Annotated in this window: 13 protein-coding genes and 1 tRNA gene; 1 reads left to right on the top strand and 13 read right to left on the bottom strand. The window is 71.5% G+C overall.

All coding sequences use genetic code 11. The annotated features are described in order from the left end of the window. Positions 1-56 precede the first annotated feature (56 nt). The 8 genes from ACFRAL_RS05710 to ACFRAL_RS05675 form a co-directional block, all read right to left on the bottom strand. Positions 57-2,555: a DEAD/DEAH box helicase gene (locus tag ACFRAL_RS05710; protein WP_336397920.1), complete on the bottom strand. Its 2,499-nt coding sequence runs from the start codon at positions 2,553-2,555 to the stop codon at positions 57-59. Next, on the bottom strand, positions 2,552-3,310 hold the full coding sequence (gene tatC / locus ACFRAL_RS05705) for a twin-arginine translocase subunit TatC (RefSeq protein ID WP_336398058.1): 759 nt from the start codon (positions 3,308-3,310) through the stop codon (positions 2,552-2,554). The genes ACFRAL_RS05710 and tatC overlap by 4 nt, the downstream gene beginning before the upstream one ends. 66 nt (positions 3,311-3,376) lie before the next feature. Next, the gene (gene tatA / locus ACFRAL_RS05700; protein ID WP_336397919.1) at positions 3,377-3,637 is read right to left on the bottom strand and encodes a Sec-independent protein translocase subunit TatA; all 261 of its coding nucleotides are present in this window, start codon (positions 3,635-3,637) and stop codon (positions 3,377-3,379) included. Between the two features lie 72 nt (positions 3,638-3,709). After that, positions 3,710-4,672, bottom strand: coding sequence for a WYL domain-containing protein (locus tag ACFRAL_RS05695; RefSeq protein ID WP_336397918.1), 963 nt, complete (start codon positions 4,670-4,672; stop codon positions 3,710-3,712). Then, a complete protein-coding gene (locus ACFRAL_RS05690) occupies positions 4,669-5,661 on the bottom strand; it encodes a WYL domain-containing protein (protein ID WP_336397917.1) in 993 nt (330 codons plus the stop codon). Before ACFRAL_RS05690 ends, ACFRAL_RS05695 begins: the two co-directional genes overlap by 4 nt. A gap of 44 nt (positions 5,662-5,705) precedes the next feature. Further along, on the bottom strand, positions 5,706-6,671 hold the full coding sequence (locus ACFRAL_RS05685; RefSeq protein ID WP_336397916.1) for an FKBP-type peptidyl-prolyl cis-trans isomerase: 966 nt from the start codon (positions 6,669-6,671) through the stop codon (positions 5,706-5,708). A 44-nt stretch (positions 6,672-6,715) separates the two neighbouring features. Next, complete coding sequence (locus ACFRAL_RS05680) at positions 6,716-7,729, bottom strand: tRNA (adenine-N1)-methyltransferase (protein WP_378880703.1); 1,014 nt, start codon at positions 7,727-7,729, stop codon at positions 6,716-6,718. After that, the gene (locus ACFRAL_RS05675; protein WP_336398057.1) at positions 7,726-8,403 is read right to left on the bottom strand and encodes an HAD family phosphatase; all 678 of its coding nucleotides are present in this window, start codon (positions 8,401-8,403) and stop codon (positions 7,726-7,728) included. The genes ACFRAL_RS05680 and ACFRAL_RS05675 overlap by 4 nt, the downstream gene beginning before the upstream one ends. A 130-nt stretch (positions 8,404-8,533) precedes the next feature. Between ACFRAL_RS05675 and ACFRAL_RS05670 the strand changes: the two genes are divergently transcribed. After that, the gene (locus ACFRAL_RS05670; protein WP_336397914.1) at positions 8,534-9,409 is read left to right on the top strand and encodes a PAC2 family protein; all 876 of its coding nucleotides are present in this window, start codon (positions 8,534-8,536) and stop codon (positions 9,407-9,409) included. A gap of 37 nt (positions 9,410-9,446) precedes the next feature. Here the strand turns inward: ACFRAL_RS05670 and ACFRAL_RS05665 are convergent, their stop codons facing one another. The 5 genes from ACFRAL_RS05665 to ACFRAL_RS05645 all read right to left on the bottom strand — a co-directional run bounded on the left by ACFRAL_RS05665 (position 9,447) and on the right by ACFRAL_RS05645 (position 15,036). Then, positions 9,447-10,268 carry an undecaprenyl-diphosphate phosphatase gene (locus ACFRAL_RS05665; RefSeq protein ID WP_336397913.1) on the bottom strand — a complete coding sequence of 274 codons (822 nt, stop codon included), beginning with the start codon at positions 10,266-10,268 and terminating at the stop codon, positions 9,447-9,449. A gap of 56 nt (positions 10,269-10,324) precedes the next feature. Next, positions 10,325-11,626: a M20/M25/M40 family metallo-hydrolase gene (locus tag ACFRAL_RS05660; protein WP_378880698.1), complete on the bottom strand. Its 1,302-nt coding sequence runs from the start codon at positions 11,624-11,626 to the stop codon at positions 10,325-10,327. Between the two features lie 140 nt (positions 11,627-11,766). Beyond that, positions 11,767-11,851, bottom strand: a tRNA-Leu gene (locus ACFRAL_RS05655). A gap of 83 nt (positions 11,852-11,934) precedes the next feature. After that, a complete protein-coding gene (locus tag ACFRAL_RS05650) occupies positions 11,935-13,023 on the bottom strand; it encodes a VIT1/CCC1 family protein (protein WP_336397911.1) in 1,089 nt (362 codons plus the stop codon). A 195-nt stretch (positions 13,024-13,218) separates the two neighbouring features. After that, a complete protein-coding gene (locus ACFRAL_RS05645) occupies positions 13,219-15,036 on the bottom strand; it encodes a DEAD/DEAH box helicase (RefSeq protein ID WP_336398056.1) in 1,818 nt (605 codons plus the stop codon). Between the last annotated feature and the right edge of the window lie 165 nt (positions 15,037-15,201).

Below are 15,201 nucleotides of genomic sequence, written 5' to 3'. Positions count from 1 at the left end.
CATCAGCCTAAGCGAGCGCGCGGACGCCACAGGCGCGGCATCCGTCATCCCCGAGTTCAGACGCCGGAGTACGCGACGATGCCGCGGCGCACCGCATCCAGCGCCTTGCGGGCGGTGCCCGCGACGGGCTGATCGGCCACGAGGGACAGCTGGTCGAGAAGGTCGATCGTCTGCTTCGCCCACCGCACGAAGTCGCCGGCGGCCATGTCCGCCTCGAGCAGCACCCGATCCAGCATCCCGCCGCGCGCCCACGTGTGCATGGCCTGCGCGAGGCCGGCCGAGATCGGCTCCGTGCCCGGCAGCCGGTTCTCCTGCTCGAGATCGTCGAGCTCTTGCCACAGCGTCAGCGTCGCCTCGAATGCCGGGCGGAAGGCGCCCCGGGGAAGCCCGCGCTCGCCCGGCCCGGCATCGTCGCGCCGTGGCTCGTACACCAGCGAGCAGGCGAGCGCGGCGAGCGAGGGGGCATCCAGGTCCTTCCAGATGTCGCGCCGCAGCGACTCCGCCACGAGGAGGTCCCGCTCGCCGTAGATGCGCCGCATCGTCCGCCCCGACGGGGTCAGCGTCGTACGGCCGTCCTCGTCCAGCGAGACGTACTCCAGGGCGGCCAGGACGTCCACGACGCGGTCGAAGATGCGCGCGACCGTGCCGGTGCGGGTATCGATCTGGCGGCGCAGCTTGTCGATCTGGCGCTTGAGCTTCCAGTACCGCTCCGCCCAGCGCGCGTGATGCTCGCGGTCGGGGCACTGATGGCACGGATGCCGCTGCATGCGCCTGCGCAGGCTCGCGATCTGCCGCTGCCGCTCGTCGCGGGTTCGCCGCGAGGCGCCGGCGTCCTTGCGGTTGATCTTCTCCAAGTCGCTGAGCTCGCGGCGGATGCCGGAGTACTCGGCGAAGTCCCCCCGGTCGCACGTCATGGCGCTGCGGTAGCCGGCGAGAGATTCCTCCTGCTCGCGCACCTCGCGTGCGATGCCCACCACGGCGCGATCGGCCTGGAACTGCGCGAACGACGACTCGAGGATCTCGCGCGCCCTGGCGCGCCCGAACTGGTCGATGAGGTTGACGGCCATGTTGTACGTCGGCCGGAAGCTGGAGTTGAGCGGGTAGGTGCGCCGAGAGGCGAGGGCCGCGACCGCCTGGGGATCGAGGCCCTCCGTCCACTGGATGACGGCATGGCCCTCGACGTCGATGCCGCGGCGGCCGGCGCGGCCGGTGAGCTGCGTGTACTCCCCCGACGTGATGGCCACGCGCGCCTCGCCGTTGAACTTCTCGAGCTTCTCGAGCACCACGGTCCGTGCGGGCATGTTGATGCCGAGGGCGAGCGTCTCGGTCGCGAACACGGCCTTCACCAGCTTGCGCTGGAAGAGCTCCTCGACCACTTCCTTGAACGCGGGCAACAGGCCCGCATGATGGGCGGCGACGCCGCGTTCGAGGTTGTCGCGCCACTCCCAGTAGCCCAGGACGGCCAGGTCCTCCTCGAGGAGCGTGCGCGTGCGCTCCTCGACGACCGCGCGGATCTCGCGCCGCTCCTCCTGGGATGTCAGCCGAAGCCCCGAGCGACGCACCTGCTGGACGGCGCCGTCGCACCCTGCACGGCTGAAGATGAAGAAGATCGCCGGCAGCAGGTTGGAGCGCGAGAGCAGCTCGACGACCTCGGGCCGGTCGAGCCGCTCGATGCGCTGCACGTTGGCCGACCGCACCGGCCGTCTGCCGCCCCGCTGGGGACGACGGCGGGATGCCTCGTAGCCGGCGTGGCGGGCACTGCTCGACGCCTGTGCGCGACGGTTGTTCTCGTAGTTCGAGCCCTTGAAGGACCGGATGCGCATGAGCTCCTGGTTCACCTGCGCCGTCGCGATGCCGGCACGGTCGTCGAACAGCGGCAGCAGGTCACCGCGCACCAGGACGTGCTGCTCCAGCGGCACCGGGCGGGTCTCGGAAACGATCACCTCGGTGTCGCCGCGGACCGTGTCGAGCCAGTCGCCGAACTCCTCGGCGTTGGACACGGTCGCCGACAGCGACACGAGCCGGACGCTGGGCGCGAGGTGGATGATGACCTCCTCCCACACCGCGCCGCGGAACCGGTCGGCGAGGTAGTGCACTTCGTCCATGACGACGTAACGCAGGCCGCGGAGGGCGGGTGAGTCGGCGTACAGCATGTTGCGCAGCACCTCGGTGGTCATGACGACCACCCGTGCGTTGCCGTTGATGTTCGTGTCGCCGGTGAGCAGGCCCACCTCGTCCGGACCGTAGACGTCCTGCAGCTCGCGGAACTTCTGGTTCGACAGCGCCTTCATCGGCGTGGTGTAGAAGGCCTTGTCCCCGGGCTCGCGCATCGCCAGGTGCACGGCGAACTCGCCGACGATCGTCTTGCCCGCTCCGGTGGGCGCCGCGACGAGGACGCTGCGGCCGTCCTCGAGGGCGCGGCATCCCTCGAGCTGGAACGGATCCAGGGTGAAGCGCTGTGCCGCGGCGAAGGCAGCCGTGAGGGGATGTGACCGGTCGAGCTGGGCGGACTCGCGTGCTCTCGCGTACCGCTCGGCGGGGCCCGGATCGGTCACGGAGTCGGCTCCGGCGGGAGCAGGGCGGCGTTGCGCTTGGCCTTGCGCCTGTCGAACAGCATCGACAGGCCGGCGGCCGCGAAGAACAGCACGACCAGGATGCCCGCCAGCATGAGCATGCTCACCACGTCGGCGGCCGGCGTGGCCAGCGCCGCGAAGGCGGTGGCGATGAGGACGGCGACGCGCCATCCCTTCACGATCGCCCGGCCGGACATGATCCCCGCCATGTTGAGGGCGACCAGGAAGACGGGCAGCACGAACGAGACGCCGATGACGATCATCAGCTTGAACACGAAGTCGTAGTACTCCGCGGCGGCGTAGAAGTTCACGGCACCCTCGGGCGTGAAGCTCCACATGAGCTCGATGACGTGCGGCACGATGAGCAGGCCCACCCAGCAGCCGATGAAGAACAGCGGCACGGCCGCGGCGACGAAGCCGATCGTGTACTTGATCTCTTTGCGGGTGAGACCCGGCATGATGAACGCCCAGATCTGCCACAGCCAGATCGGCGCAGACAGGAAGAGCCCGATCGTGAACGCGATCCGCATCCGCAGGTCGAAGGACGATGTGACGGTGCCGAAGTTCAGAGCCGAGAAGTCGTCGCCGCGTCTCTCGGAGATGATGCGGATCGGCTCGGTGATCCAGTGGATGATCGGGTCGGTGATGATGAACGCCACGACCATGCCGACGAGCAGGCCGATGGCCGCGAAGACGAGGCGCCGGCGCAGCTCCAGCAGGTGCTGGCCGAGCGACATCCTCTTGTCGCGCTTCGGCAGCTCCGGGCCGTCGATCGGCGCGGAGCCGGTTGCGGCCACCATCCGCTACGGCTTTTTGTCGGGCGCGCTGTCGGTGGCGGGAGTGGCGGGGGTCGTGGCATCCGCGACCGTGGAGTCCGCGACGGTCGACGTCGTCGACGCGTCGGCGGTCTTGTCCTCTTCCTTCATGGCCTTCATCTCGCCCTTGAACACGCGGGCGGACTGCCCCATGCTCTTGGCGAGCGCCGGCAGCTTCGCCGCGCCGAACAGCAGCAGGATGACGACGAGCAGGATCAGCAGGTGCCAGCCGTTCAGATTGCCCAACATGAGTTGCTCCGTCGTTCGCGTCAGCGGGGATCGGCCTAAGTCTAATATGCCGGGGCGGGAGGATGCGGCCGATCAGCGATACTGCGCGAGACCGGCCTCCGCCCACTCGGCTACCGCCCGGCGCGCTCCGGCGGGCTCCAGCACCTCCACGAGCCCGCCGCGCCGCGCCGCGAGCCTGCGCAGGCTCAGCTCGTCGGCGACGCGCATGGTCGCGATCGTCATGCCGTCCCTCGTCTCCACCGTCGCCCGATCGAGGTAGTCGCCCAGGAGCGGCGCGACGCCTTCGGCGAAGCGGACGCGGGCGACCACGTCGCCGGCATCCGTGTCGAACCAGTCGGGGGCCTGGTCGCCCGCGTGCGTGCTGGCGATGTCCGTCAGCTCGAGATCGCTCACCCGATCCAGGTGGAAGGTGCGCATCGCCTCCCGCAGATGGCACCAGCCCTGCAGGTACCACTGTCCGCTCGCGATGTGGACTTTCACCGGATCCACCGTGCGCGTGGTGGGCGCGGCATCCGGCGCCTTGTAGGTGAACGAGACGGCCACCCCGCGGCGCAGCGCATCGGCGACGAGGTCGCGCGCCGTGTCGACGGGCTCGGGGGCGAGGATGACCTCGGCGGGCGTCCCCGACGCGCCGCGGGCGAGCTTGGCGAGCAGGCCCGCGTAGAGCTCGGTGTCGCCGATACCCGGAATCGAGCGCGCGAGCTGGAGGCCGGCCAGCAGCGCCGCCGCCTCGCGTGCGGTGAGCTTGGGCGCCCGCTCGAGTCCGACGGAGTTCGTGATGACGATGAGGTCCCGCTCGTCGAGAAGATCCCAGTCGATGTCGAACAGGTCGTTGGCCATCTGCCAGTAGCCCCGATCGCCGGGGAGACCGATGACGGTGAGCTTCTCGACCATCGAGCGCATCTGCTCGGGCGAGACGTCGAACTCGTCCGCCGCTTCGGCGAGCGAGACCTCGCCCTTGCCCATGAGGTAGGGCACGAGCTGGAGCATGAGGGCCGCGCGGTCCGTCGCGACGAGGGGCCGACGGGCGGTCATGAGGCGCCTCCGTGCAGGTCGCGGGTGGCCGCAAGGCGGTCGATCACCCGGTCGCGCAGGTCGGCGGGCTCCACCACCCGCACTTCCGGACCGTAGGAGGCCAGTTCGTCGGCGAAGATGTGCACGTCCACGTACGGTACGCGGATGCCCTGCTCCGCAGGCCGTGCGCGGCGCGCGAGGCGGAGGGCCGCCTCGGTGCCGGGGTTCACCTCCAGCAGGGCGGAGCTGCGGGCGGCGACCTCCTCGAGCCCGGCCAGCGCCCGCTCCCCCGCGCCCTCGCGCAGCGCGGGATCGAACGGGACGCGGGTGACCGAGACAGGCCCCACGATGCGGGAGAGGAGGAAGGTGCGGTCGGCGCTGACGTCGAGGTCGATGCCGAACACGTGCCAACGCCCCTCGTACTCGACGAGCGCCAGGGGCTGCACGCGGCGCATGCGCGGCGCGCCCTCGCCCGGCTTCAGGTACGGGAAGCCGACCACGCGGCTCTGCTCGATCGCCTGCTGCAACGGGAGGAACGCCGGGTCGTGCATGCTGAGCCGCGGCGAGAAGCCGATGATGGGCTCGTCGACGAGGTCGCCGAGCGCGCGGATCTTGCGCAGGCCGCTGCGGGCGTCGTCCGATATCGAGCTCTCGCTCCACACGCCGCCGGCGAGCGTCAGCAGCGCCAGCTCCGCGGGTGTGAACTCGATGTCCTCGGGCAGCTCGTACTCCGCCGTCGGCACCCGGTACCGCGCCTCGCGCAGGTCGTCCGGGTCGGCCCAGTCCCCGATCGTCTCGATCGGAACCCCGAGGCCGCGCAGCGACTCCTTGTCGCGCTCGAACATCTTCTCGAGCGCGTCCTTCGACGCCCCCGCCTCGCTCTGCTCGCGGTAGCCGGCGACCGAGCTGAGGATGGTGTCCTTGGTCAGCCCCTGATCGGTCGCGATGAGGGCCACCACGAGGTTGACCAGGCGCTCCTCGGGCGGGATCTTGGCGGCGACGGCAGGCACCCGCCCATCTTAGAGCCGGCCGCGCCGCCGCAGCCGATCCTCGATCACTCCGGGGCCGGCGCGTCCACCCCGAGGATGTCGATGACGAAGACGAGCGTCGATCCGCCGGGGATCGCACCCTGGCCCTCGTCGCCGTAGCCCTGCTCCGGCGGGATGACGACCATGACCTGGGAGCCGACGGTCTGCCCCTCGAGCGCCTGGGCGAACCCGGGCACGACGGCGTCGAGCGTGAGCGACGCGGCCTCGGAGTCCCACGTGGTATCGAACGGCTCGTCCTCGCCCCAGACCACGCCGGTGTAGTGCACGCGCACGGGCTGCTCGCCGGTGACCTCCTCGCCGGAGCCCTTCTTCAGGGTCTGGACGACGACGTCCGCGGGAGGGGCGCCCTCGGGGATGATGAGGCCCGGACGGCCGTCGGGCGCACGGACGACGCTGGGAAGCCCGAAGCCGCTGTTGAACTGGTTCTGCCCGTTCGCGGCGGCGAGGTAGACCTTGCGCACGTCGACGACGGTGACGATGCTGTCGCCCTCCTCCAGCTCGAAGCTGCTCGCGACGCCGTCGCCGAGGTCGTCCGGCGACATCGCGATGGCGATGCGGGACCCCTCGGTGGCGCAGTCGAGCGCCTCCTGGAAGCCCGGGAAGGTGGTCGCCCACTGCGCCGGCGACGACACCCGCGAGAGGTCGCCGTCGTAGGCGGTCGAGACGATCGGCTGGCCGGTCGCGCCGTTGACGACCGCGACGTCGACGACCATCAGCTGGTTGTCCGTCGTGATCGCGGTGCCCTCGCCGGTGACGACGTCCTCGAAGGCGAGCTGCTGCACGCTCAGCGGCGTGTAGACCTCCACGTCGGGCTCGTCCGCGACGTCGCCGGTGACCGTGATGAGCTCCATCACGTCGGGGTCGGACACCGCCGGCCGCGAGCAGTCGGAGGCGCCGGGCAGCAGTGAGCAGCCGGCGAGGCCGAGCGTCGTCAGACCGAGGACGGCGAGGGCAGCGGGGATCTTGCGCACCGGAACAGTTTAGATGCGTGCGGGGCGGATACCGTGCATGAGGGTCAGGGGGCGTCCGGCTCGCTCGCGCGTGCCGCGGCCTGCCGCGCGCCCTCGGCCGCCCGCTCCGCCTCCCGCACGCGCTTGCGCAGGTTCTTGTCGGTGATCTGGCGGTCTCCGACGGCACCGGGGGTCCACAGCTCCACGTCCTCGTCGCCGTAGCTGGTCTTCGACGCGCGGCGCTTCACCTCGGGCGGGATCGCCCCCGGCGCGAGTCGCCGCGCCCACACAAGGAAACCGGTGTGCGCGACCATCCGGTGATCCGGCCGCACGGCGAGCCCCTCCACGTGCCAGCCGCGGACCATGGTCTCGTTCGCGTCCGGCTCGGTGAACAGGCCGGTCACGCGGATGTACTCCGCGACGCGGCTGAGCTGCGTCGCGGTGGCCACGTAGCAGACCACGACGCCGCCGGGGGTGAGCGCGTCGGCGACGGCGTCGATGCAGTCCCAGGGCGCGAGCATGTCCAGGACGACGCGATCGACGGATGCCGGTGCCACGGCGTCCCCCAGCTGCTCGGCGAGGTCCCCCACGACCACGTCCCAGTTCTCGGGCACGGCGCCGATGAACGTCTCGACGTTCGCACGGGCGACGGCGGCGAAGTCGTCGCGGCGCTCGAACGACACCAGGCGGCCTTCTGTGCCGATGGCCCGCAGGAGCCACAGCGACAGCGCGCCCGATCCCACGCCCGCCTCCACGACGGTCGCCCCCGGGAAGATGTCGGCCTCGGCGAGGATCTGCGCGGCGTCCTTCGGATAGACGATCGCGGCGCCCCGTGGCATCGACATGACGAAGTCCCGCAGCAGCGGGCGCAGCGCGAGGTACTCGTGACCGCCGCTGTTGGCGACGACCGAGCCATCGGGCTGCCCCACCAGGTCGGCGTGGCGGAGCACGCCGTGATGGGTGTGCAGCTCGCCCCCCTCCCGCAGGGTGATCGTGTGCAGACGGCCCTTCGGCCCGGTGAGCTGAACGCGATCGCCGAGCCGGAACGGCCCGCTCGGTCGCTCGATCGCCCCGGTCATCGCGCGACCTCCTCGGCGTGGTGCACCGCGCCGGCGGCGATCCGGGCGCGATGGGCGGCGTGGAACGCCGCGACGTCGTCGGCCGTCCGGCCGTCCAGGGTGTCCCACAGCGCGTGTGCGCCCGCACCGGTGAGCGACACCATCAGCGGAACGCCGATGACGGATGCCCCGGAGGCGACCGCGGATCGCAGTCCGTTGGGCGAGTCCTCGATGGCCACCGTCTCTTCGGGCGCGACCCCGAGCGCCTCGCACGCCTGCAGGTACGGGTCGGGGAAGGGCTTGGGGCGGGTGGCGTCGTCGCCGGCGATGACGACGTCGAAGGCCTCGAAGTCGATCAGGTCGACCACCGTCTCGGCCATGCGCCGCATCGACATCGTCACCAGGGCCGTCTTGATGCCCGCCGCCCGCAGGCCCGCGAGGAGCTCGCGCGCGCCGGGGCGGAACGGCACACCGGTCCGGGACAGGCTGCTCATGACCTCCGTGGTGAGGTGGTCGACGATGGCGTCGGTGCTCATCCGCACGCCGGTCTCCTGCAGGATCCGGGCCGAGTCCTCGAGCCCGAGCCCGACGAGGCCGAGCGCCTGCTCATGCGACCACGAGCCTCCGAAGCTCTCGACCAGCGGCGTCTCGGCTGCCATCCAATAGGGCTCGGTGTCGACGAGTGTGCCGTCCATGTCCCACAGGACGGCGGCGAGTCGGGGCTGGTTCACCGTCCAATCCTACCGACGGGCCTCGGGCCCCCCGCTGGGAGGGGGCCTATCCTGGAAGAAGCTCGCACCGCCGGATGCGGGCGGAGGAGGTTTCGTGGACGGACTGGGTCGCCGGGTTCTCGTCGCCGCGTTCGACGGGTGGAACGACGCGGGCGAAGCCGCGTCGTCCGCGCTCACGCAGCTGCGCGAGGGCGGCTCGTACGAGACCGTGTTCTCCGTCGATCCCGAGCTGTACTTCGACTACCAGTACACCCGGCCCCATATCTCCGCCGACGGCGACGGCGGCCGGTCGCTGCGCTGGCCCGAGGCGACGCTGCTCCGCCCGGCCCACGCGACGCGCGGCACGCAGCTGTGGCTGCTGACCGGCGTGGAGCCGGCGCGCGCCTGGCAGGCGTTCTCGTCGGAGTTCATCGACGTCGCCCTCCGCGAGGACATCACCGGGTTCGTGTCCATCGGCTCGATGATGTCGGACGTCCCCCACACGCGCCCCATCTCGGTCTTCGCCGGCAGCGAGAACGAGGCGCTCCGCGGCGCGCTGAGCCTCGAGCGCTCCACCTACGAGGGCCCGGTCGGCATCCTCAGCGTGCTGGGCGATGCCGCCGAGCGCGCCGGGATCCCGTCGGCGAGCCTGTGGGCGAGCGTCCCCCACTACGTCGCCGGCCACACGCCGTCGCCCAAGGCCACGCTGGCCCTGCTCGACCGCCTCGAGGACCTCACCGGCGCGTCGGTGTCGCGCGGCGAGCTCGCCACCGAGGCGGCCGCATGGGAGGCCTCGATCGACGCGGCCGCGGCCGACGACGAGGAGATGACGGAGTACATCCGCCAGCTCGAGCGCACCCGCGACACATGGGACTCCCCCGAGGCCTCCGGAGACGCGATCGCGCAGGAGTTCGAGCGCTACCTGCGCCGCACGGACGGCAAGCCGGGCGACGGGCCGAACAAGCCCGGCCGCGACGATCCGCGCCGCTGAGCGGCATCCGTCTGCCGATGCTGCGGCGCGTGCGCCGCTACGGCTGGATGACGCCCATGCTCAGGAGCACGAGCAGGAGCGATCCGAGCGCGACGCGGTAGACCACGAACGGCAGGAAGCTGTGCTTGGAGATCCAGCTCATGAAGAACGCGATCACTCCGAGCGCGACGATGAACGCGACGCCCGTCGCGACCGCGGTCTCGCCGAGCGTGAACACGCCCGGCTCGCCGAGGTTCTTGAACAGCTGGAAGAACCCGCTGCCGAAGACCGCCGGGATCGCGAGCAGGAACGCGTAGCGGGCCGCCGCGGCGCGCTCGTACCCCATGAAGAGGCCGGCGGTGATCGTCCCGCCTGACCGCGACACGCCCGGGATGAGTGCGAGCGACTGCGCGAAGCCGTAGATGACGCCGTGTCCGACCGTCATGTCCTGGAGCTTGCGCTTCTTCGCGCCGACATGGTCGGCGATGCCCAGCAGCACGCCGAAGAAGATGAGCATGCCGGCGGTGATCCACAGCGACCGCAGCACCGTCTCGATCTGGTCCTGGAAGAGCAGTCCGAGCACGACGATCGGGATCGAGCCGATGATGATGAGCCAGCCGAGCCGCGCGTCGGGGTCGTTGCGCGGCACGCGTCCGCCGAGCGACCGGAACCACTGCCCGATGATGCGCACGATGTCGCGCCAGAAGAACACGACGACCGCCGTCTCCGTGCCGATCTGGGTGATCGCGGTGAATGCGGCCCCCGGATCCTGCGCGGAGGGCAGGAACTCCCCGAGGATCCGCAGATGCGCGCTGGAGGAGATCGGCAGGAACTCGGTCAATCCCTGGACGAAGCCGAGGATGATCGCTTCGAGAAGCATGGGCGCCTTTCAGCCGTACAGGGCGGATGCCGCCGGTCGCGGCATCCGCTCGGGTCTCAGTAGGTGCGGAGCAGGTCGGTGAGCACGGCCTGGCCGAACACGAGCGCGTCGATCGGCACGCGCTCGTCGACGCCGTGGAACATGCCCGTGAAGTCGAGGTCCGCCGGCAGCCGCAGCGGCGCGAAGCCGTAGCCGGCGATGCCGAGGGCCGCCAGCGCCTTGTTGTCGGTGCCGCCGCCCATGAGGTACGGCACGACAGGCGCCCCCGGGTCGTGACGGCCGAGGGCCGCCACCATCGCATCGACGAGGTCGCCGGAGAACGGCACCTCGAGGCCGATGTCCTGATGCACGACCTCGACCGCGACGTCGTCGCCGACGATCCGGCGGATGTCGGCGAGAGCGGCGTCCTCGGTGCCGGGGAGCACCCGCACGTCCACGAGCGCCTCGGCGCGATCGGGGATCACATTGTGCTTGTACCCGGCGACCAGGCCGGTCGGATTCGTCGTCGTGCGGAGCGTCGAGCGGAGGAATCCGGATGCCGCGCCCGTCGCGGCGGCGACGGCGTCGGGGTCGGCTGCGGAGCGTCCCATGATCTCGGCGAGCCGGTCGGTCATCTCGCGCGTGGTGTCGGTGAGGGTCACCGGCCACGCGGTGCGTCCCAGCGCCGCGACGGCCTCGGCCAGGCGCGTGACGGCGTTGTCGGCGTGCACGCTCGATCCGTGCGCCGCGCGGCCGCGGGCGACGAGGCGGATCCACACCAGCGCCTTCTCCCCCACCTGGAGGAGGTAGGCGTGCCGGTCGCCGACCGGGATCGAGTACCCGCCGACCTCGCTGATCGCCTCCGTCGCGCCGGCGAACCACTCCGGATGGTCCTGCACCACCAGCGCCGAGCCTTCGATGCCGCCGTTCTCCTCGTCGGCGAAGAACGCCAGCACCAGGTCGCGCTCGGGCTGCTCCCCCGCGCGGAGGAGATCGGCGACGGACGTGAGGATCATGGCGTCCATGTCCTTCATGTCTACGGCGCCGCGGCCCCACAGCAGCCCGTCCTTGACGACGCCTTCGAACGGGTCGACGCTCCAATCCTCCGCGATCGCGGGGACGACGTCGAGGTGACCGTGCAGCACGAGCGCCGGCTTGTCGCGGTCGCGTCCGGGAACCCGCGCCATCACGTTGGTGCGCCGCGGGACGGGCTCGTAGTACTCCGCCTGCAGGCCCAGGCCCTCGAGGTACGCGCCGACGTACTCCGCCGCCTCCCGTTCGCCCGCCGCCCGGCCCCCGCCGTGATTGGTGGTGTCGAAGCGGATGAGGTCTCGCGCCACGGCGGCGACTTCGGGGAGTCCGAGATCGGGTGAGGGCATGCGCTCCAACCTACCTGTCACTCGTTTCCCCTCCGTTTCCAGGCCGGCCGCCGGACCCCTCGTCCGCGACACGCGGATGAGCCGGCGAGGCGCCTGTCGGCGCACGAAAGAAGGCCCCCTTCCGGGGGCCTTCTTCACTGTGCGCGAGGGGGGACTTGAACCCCCACGCCCTATACGGGCACTAGCACCTCAAGCTAGCGCGTCTACCTATTCCGCCACCCGCGCAGGTGGTTTCCGGTTTCGCAACCGAGGAATGACATTACCACGTCACCGACCGTTCAACGAATCGCCGAGAGCTGCCGGGCGCGTCATCCGAGCGACACTCCGAACAGCAGTCCGAGGAGGTAGGTGATGCCGGCGGCGCCGAATCCGATGGCGAGCTGGCGCAGTGCGCGGCGCAGCGGCGGGGCCCCCGACAGGAGCCCGACCGCGGCCCCCGTCGACATCAGCGCGATGCCGACGAGCACCAGTGCGACGACGATCGCCGGGGTGCCCGTGAGCCCGAGGATCCACGGCAGCACCGGGATGATCGCCCCCGACGCGAAGAACAGGAAGCTCGACAGCGCGGCCCCCCACGCGGTGCCCACCACTTCGCCGTCGTCGGCGAGGGCGATGGGGCCGGTCTCGGCCCTCCCCTGCCCGAGGGCGCGAGCCGCCTCGACGGCGCGGCGGGCACGTGCGGACGCCTCGGCCTCCGGCATCCCGCGCGTGCGGTACACCAGCGCGAGCTCGTTGGCGTCGATGTCCAGGTGAGGGATGGCACCGTCGGCGTAGTCGCTGGGCTCGGTGGCGGCGAGCAGCTCCCGCTGGGAGCGCACCGAGACGAACTCCCCGGCCCCCATCGACAGCGCTCCGGCGAGGAGGCCGGCGATTCCGCTGAACAGCACGAACTGTCCCGCGACGCCCGTCGCGCCGATGCCCATCACGAGTGCCAGGTTGGACACCAGGCCGTCGTTCGCACCGAAGACGGCCGCGCGGAACGTGCCCGACAGGCGCCGGCGGCCGCGGGCCGCGAGACCGCGGACGACCTCGTGGTGCACCTTCTCGTCGGCGGCCATCCGCGACGTCGCGAACGGCTCGTCGTCGTACGGCGATCGCGCCTCGGCGCTCTGCGCGAGCGCGAGGACGAAGATCGATCCGAAACTGCGGGCCATCCACCCCAGCAGGCGGGTGCGGACGTCCGGCTGCGGCAGCCGTTGGGGCTCGGCGCCCAGCAGCTCCAGCCAGTGCGCCTCGTGCCTGCCCTCGGCCTCGGCGAGCGCGAGGAGGATCTCTCGCTCCTCGCCGCTGCGCCGCCCGGCGAGCTCGCGGTACACGCGCGCCTCGGCGCGCTCGTTGACGAGGTACCGCGCCCAGCGGCGTCGATCGCGGTCGGTCGGTGCGGCGGGCGCGCTCACTCGTGCCTCCAGTCGGCGGTTCGGGACTCGTCAACGGTAGCCAGCGGCCCGGCCGCGAACCGGCGGAAACCGAGGATTGCCAGCATTTCGGGGATCCGAACGGCATAGGCCTTCAGCGGCCGGCGCCGCCTCCGCTCCGCGCAGCGCCTGACGTGGGGTGGCGCGCAGCGTCTGACGTGCGGGTGGGCGGGCGCGTCAGGAGTGGACGCGCTTGCGGAGCACGTCGATGCGCGCCTGCAGCTGCGCCACCGTCGCGTGCGAGACCGCCGGTCCGCCGCAGATGCGCCGCAGCTCGGCGTGCACGAGCCCGTGGGCCTCGCCGGACTGCCGGGCGTAGAGGCCGACGAGGCTGTTGAGCAGCTGCCGCTGCTCCTTGAGCGTGCGGTGCAGCGCCTGCGGGAGCGCGGGCTCCTCGTCGGCGGTCTCCGAGCCGGGTTCGGCCCGGGCGGCGCGGGCCTCGCGGGCGGCGCGGTGGCGGGACTGCCGCGAGACACGGGACATCAGCACCTCGTGCACCTGGTCGGGCTCCAGAAGACCGGGGATGCCGAGGAACTCCTCCTCCTCGGGGGTGCCCGGAACGGCGAGCTGGCCGAACTCCTTGCCGTCGAACAGCACGCGGTCGAAGTGCGCGAGCGAGCCGAGCGCCTGATACGCGAACTCCTCGGTGAGCGCGTCGGACGCCTTGTCCTCGCGCTCCGCCGCGTCCATGAGGTCTTCTTCGGCGTTCCACTCGTCGTCGCCGTCGGAGTCGCGGTCGAGCGCGTGGTCGCGCTGTCGCTCCATCTCGCCCGCGAGGGCCAGCAGCTGCGGCACGTTGGGCAGGAACACGCTCGCCGTCTCGCCGCGGCGGCGCGCGCGCACGAAGCGTCCGATCGCCTGGGCGAAGAACAGCGGTGTGGAGGCGCTGGTGGCGTACACGCCGACGGCCAGGCGCGGCACGTCGACGCCCTCCGACACCATGCGCACCGCCACCATCCAGCGGCTGGTGCTCTGGGAGAACGCCTCGATGCGGCCCGACGCCTCCGCCTCGTCCGACAGGACCACCGTCGGCGGCTCGCCGGTCAGCTGGTGCAGGATCGCGGCGTAGGCGCGCGCGGCCGTCTGGTCGGTCGCGATGACCAGTCCGCCGGCGTCGGGCACGTGCTCGCGCACCTCGGTGAGCCTGCGGTCGGCCGAGCGCAGGACCGCGGGGATCCAGTCGCCCTCCGGGTCCAGCGCCGTGCGCCACGCCTGCGCGGTGATGTCCTTGGTGTTGTCCTGGCCGAGATGCGCCTCCATCTCGTCGCCGGTCTTCGTGCGCCACCGCATGTGCCCGGCGTAGACCATGAACATCACGGGGCGGACGACCCCGTCCTCGAGCGCGCGGCCATAGCCGTACGCGTAGTCGGTCCGCGAGACACGGATGCCCTTGGCGTCGGGGTGGTACTCCACGAACGGGATGGGCGCGGTGTCGCTGCGGAACGGCGTGCCCGACAGCAGCAGGCGTCGCGTGGCGCGGCCGTACGCCTCGCGCAGGGCGTCGCCCCAGCTCAGCGCGTCGCCGCCGTGATGCACCTCGTCGAGGATCACGAGCGTCTGCGCGTCCATCGTGAGCCGCTGATGGACGGATGCCTTCACCGCGACCTGCGCGTAGGTCACGGCGACGCCGTGGTACTGGCGGGCCGGTGCCACGTGGCGGTTGCTGAACGCCGGGTCGAGCCGGATGCCCACGCGGGCCGCGGCATCCGCCCACTGCGTCTTCAGGTGCTCGGTCGGCGCGACGACGACGACGCGGTTCACGATGCGCCGGCGCAGCAGCTCGCTGGCAAGGCGGAGGGCGAACGTCGTCTTGCCGGCGCCGGGGGTCGCCGCGGCGAGGAAATCGCGCGGTCCGCCCCCGGGGCCGTCGGGGCCGTCCAGCCCGAAGTACAGGTCGAGGGCCTCGGCCTGCCACGCGCGCAGCCGCTGGGCCGTTCCCCATGGCGCGCGCTGCGGATAGGTCGGCGACAGGTGCTCGGCGGCGAAGCTGCCGATGTGCGGCTCGCCGTCGCGCGCGGCGCGCGGGTCGTGGTGCGGTTCGGTGAGTTCGGGCGGCGATTCGATCGTCGTTTCGTCCGTCACCGAATGCACCTCCCCCGTAGACAACGAGTCACCACGATAGACGACCGGGCCGACATCGTGGGTGCCACCTCACCGGAT

This window comes from Microbacterium sp. NPDC056736, assembly GCF_042790415.1.
GTDB lineage: Bacteria > Actinomycetota > Actinomycetes > Actinomycetales > Microbacteriaceae > Microbacterium.
The sequence above is the reverse complement of the archived record's forward strand: the minus strand, read 5'-3'. Positions and strand labels throughout refer to the sequence as shown.

What these genes read in the sequence shown, in the direction of transcription:
- tatC (WP_336398058.1), bottom strand. Translation starts at nt 3,310, where the DNA reads ATGTCGCTCGGCCAGCACCTGCTGGAGCTGCGCCGGCGCCTCGTCTTC.
- tatA (WP_336397919.1), bottom strand. Translation starts at nt 3,637, where the DNA reads ATGTTGGGCAATCTGAACGGCTGGCACCTGCTGATCCTGCTCGTCGTC.
- ACFRAL_RS05695 (WP_336397918.1), bottom strand. Translation starts at nt 4,672, where the DNA reads ATGACCGCCCGTCGGCCCCTCGTCGCGACGGACCGCGCGGCCCTCATG.
- ACFRAL_RS05680 (WP_378880703.1), bottom strand. Translation starts at nt 7,729, where the DNA reads ATGACCGGGGCGATCGAGCGACCGAGCGGGCCGTTCCGGCTCGGCGAT.
- ACFRAL_RS05675 (WP_336398057.1), bottom strand. Translation starts at nt 8,403, where the DNA reads ATGGACGGCACACTCGTCGACACCGAGCCCTATTGGATGGCAGCCGAG.
- ACFRAL_RS05665 (WP_336397913.1), bottom strand. Translation starts at nt 10,268, where the DNA reads ATGCTTCTCGAAGCGATCATCCTCGGCTTCGTCCAGGGATTGACCGAG.
- ACFRAL_RS05660 (WP_378880698.1), bottom strand. Translation starts at nt 11,626, where the DNA reads ATGCCCTCACCCGATCTCGGACTCCCCGAAGTCGCCGCCGTGGCGCGA.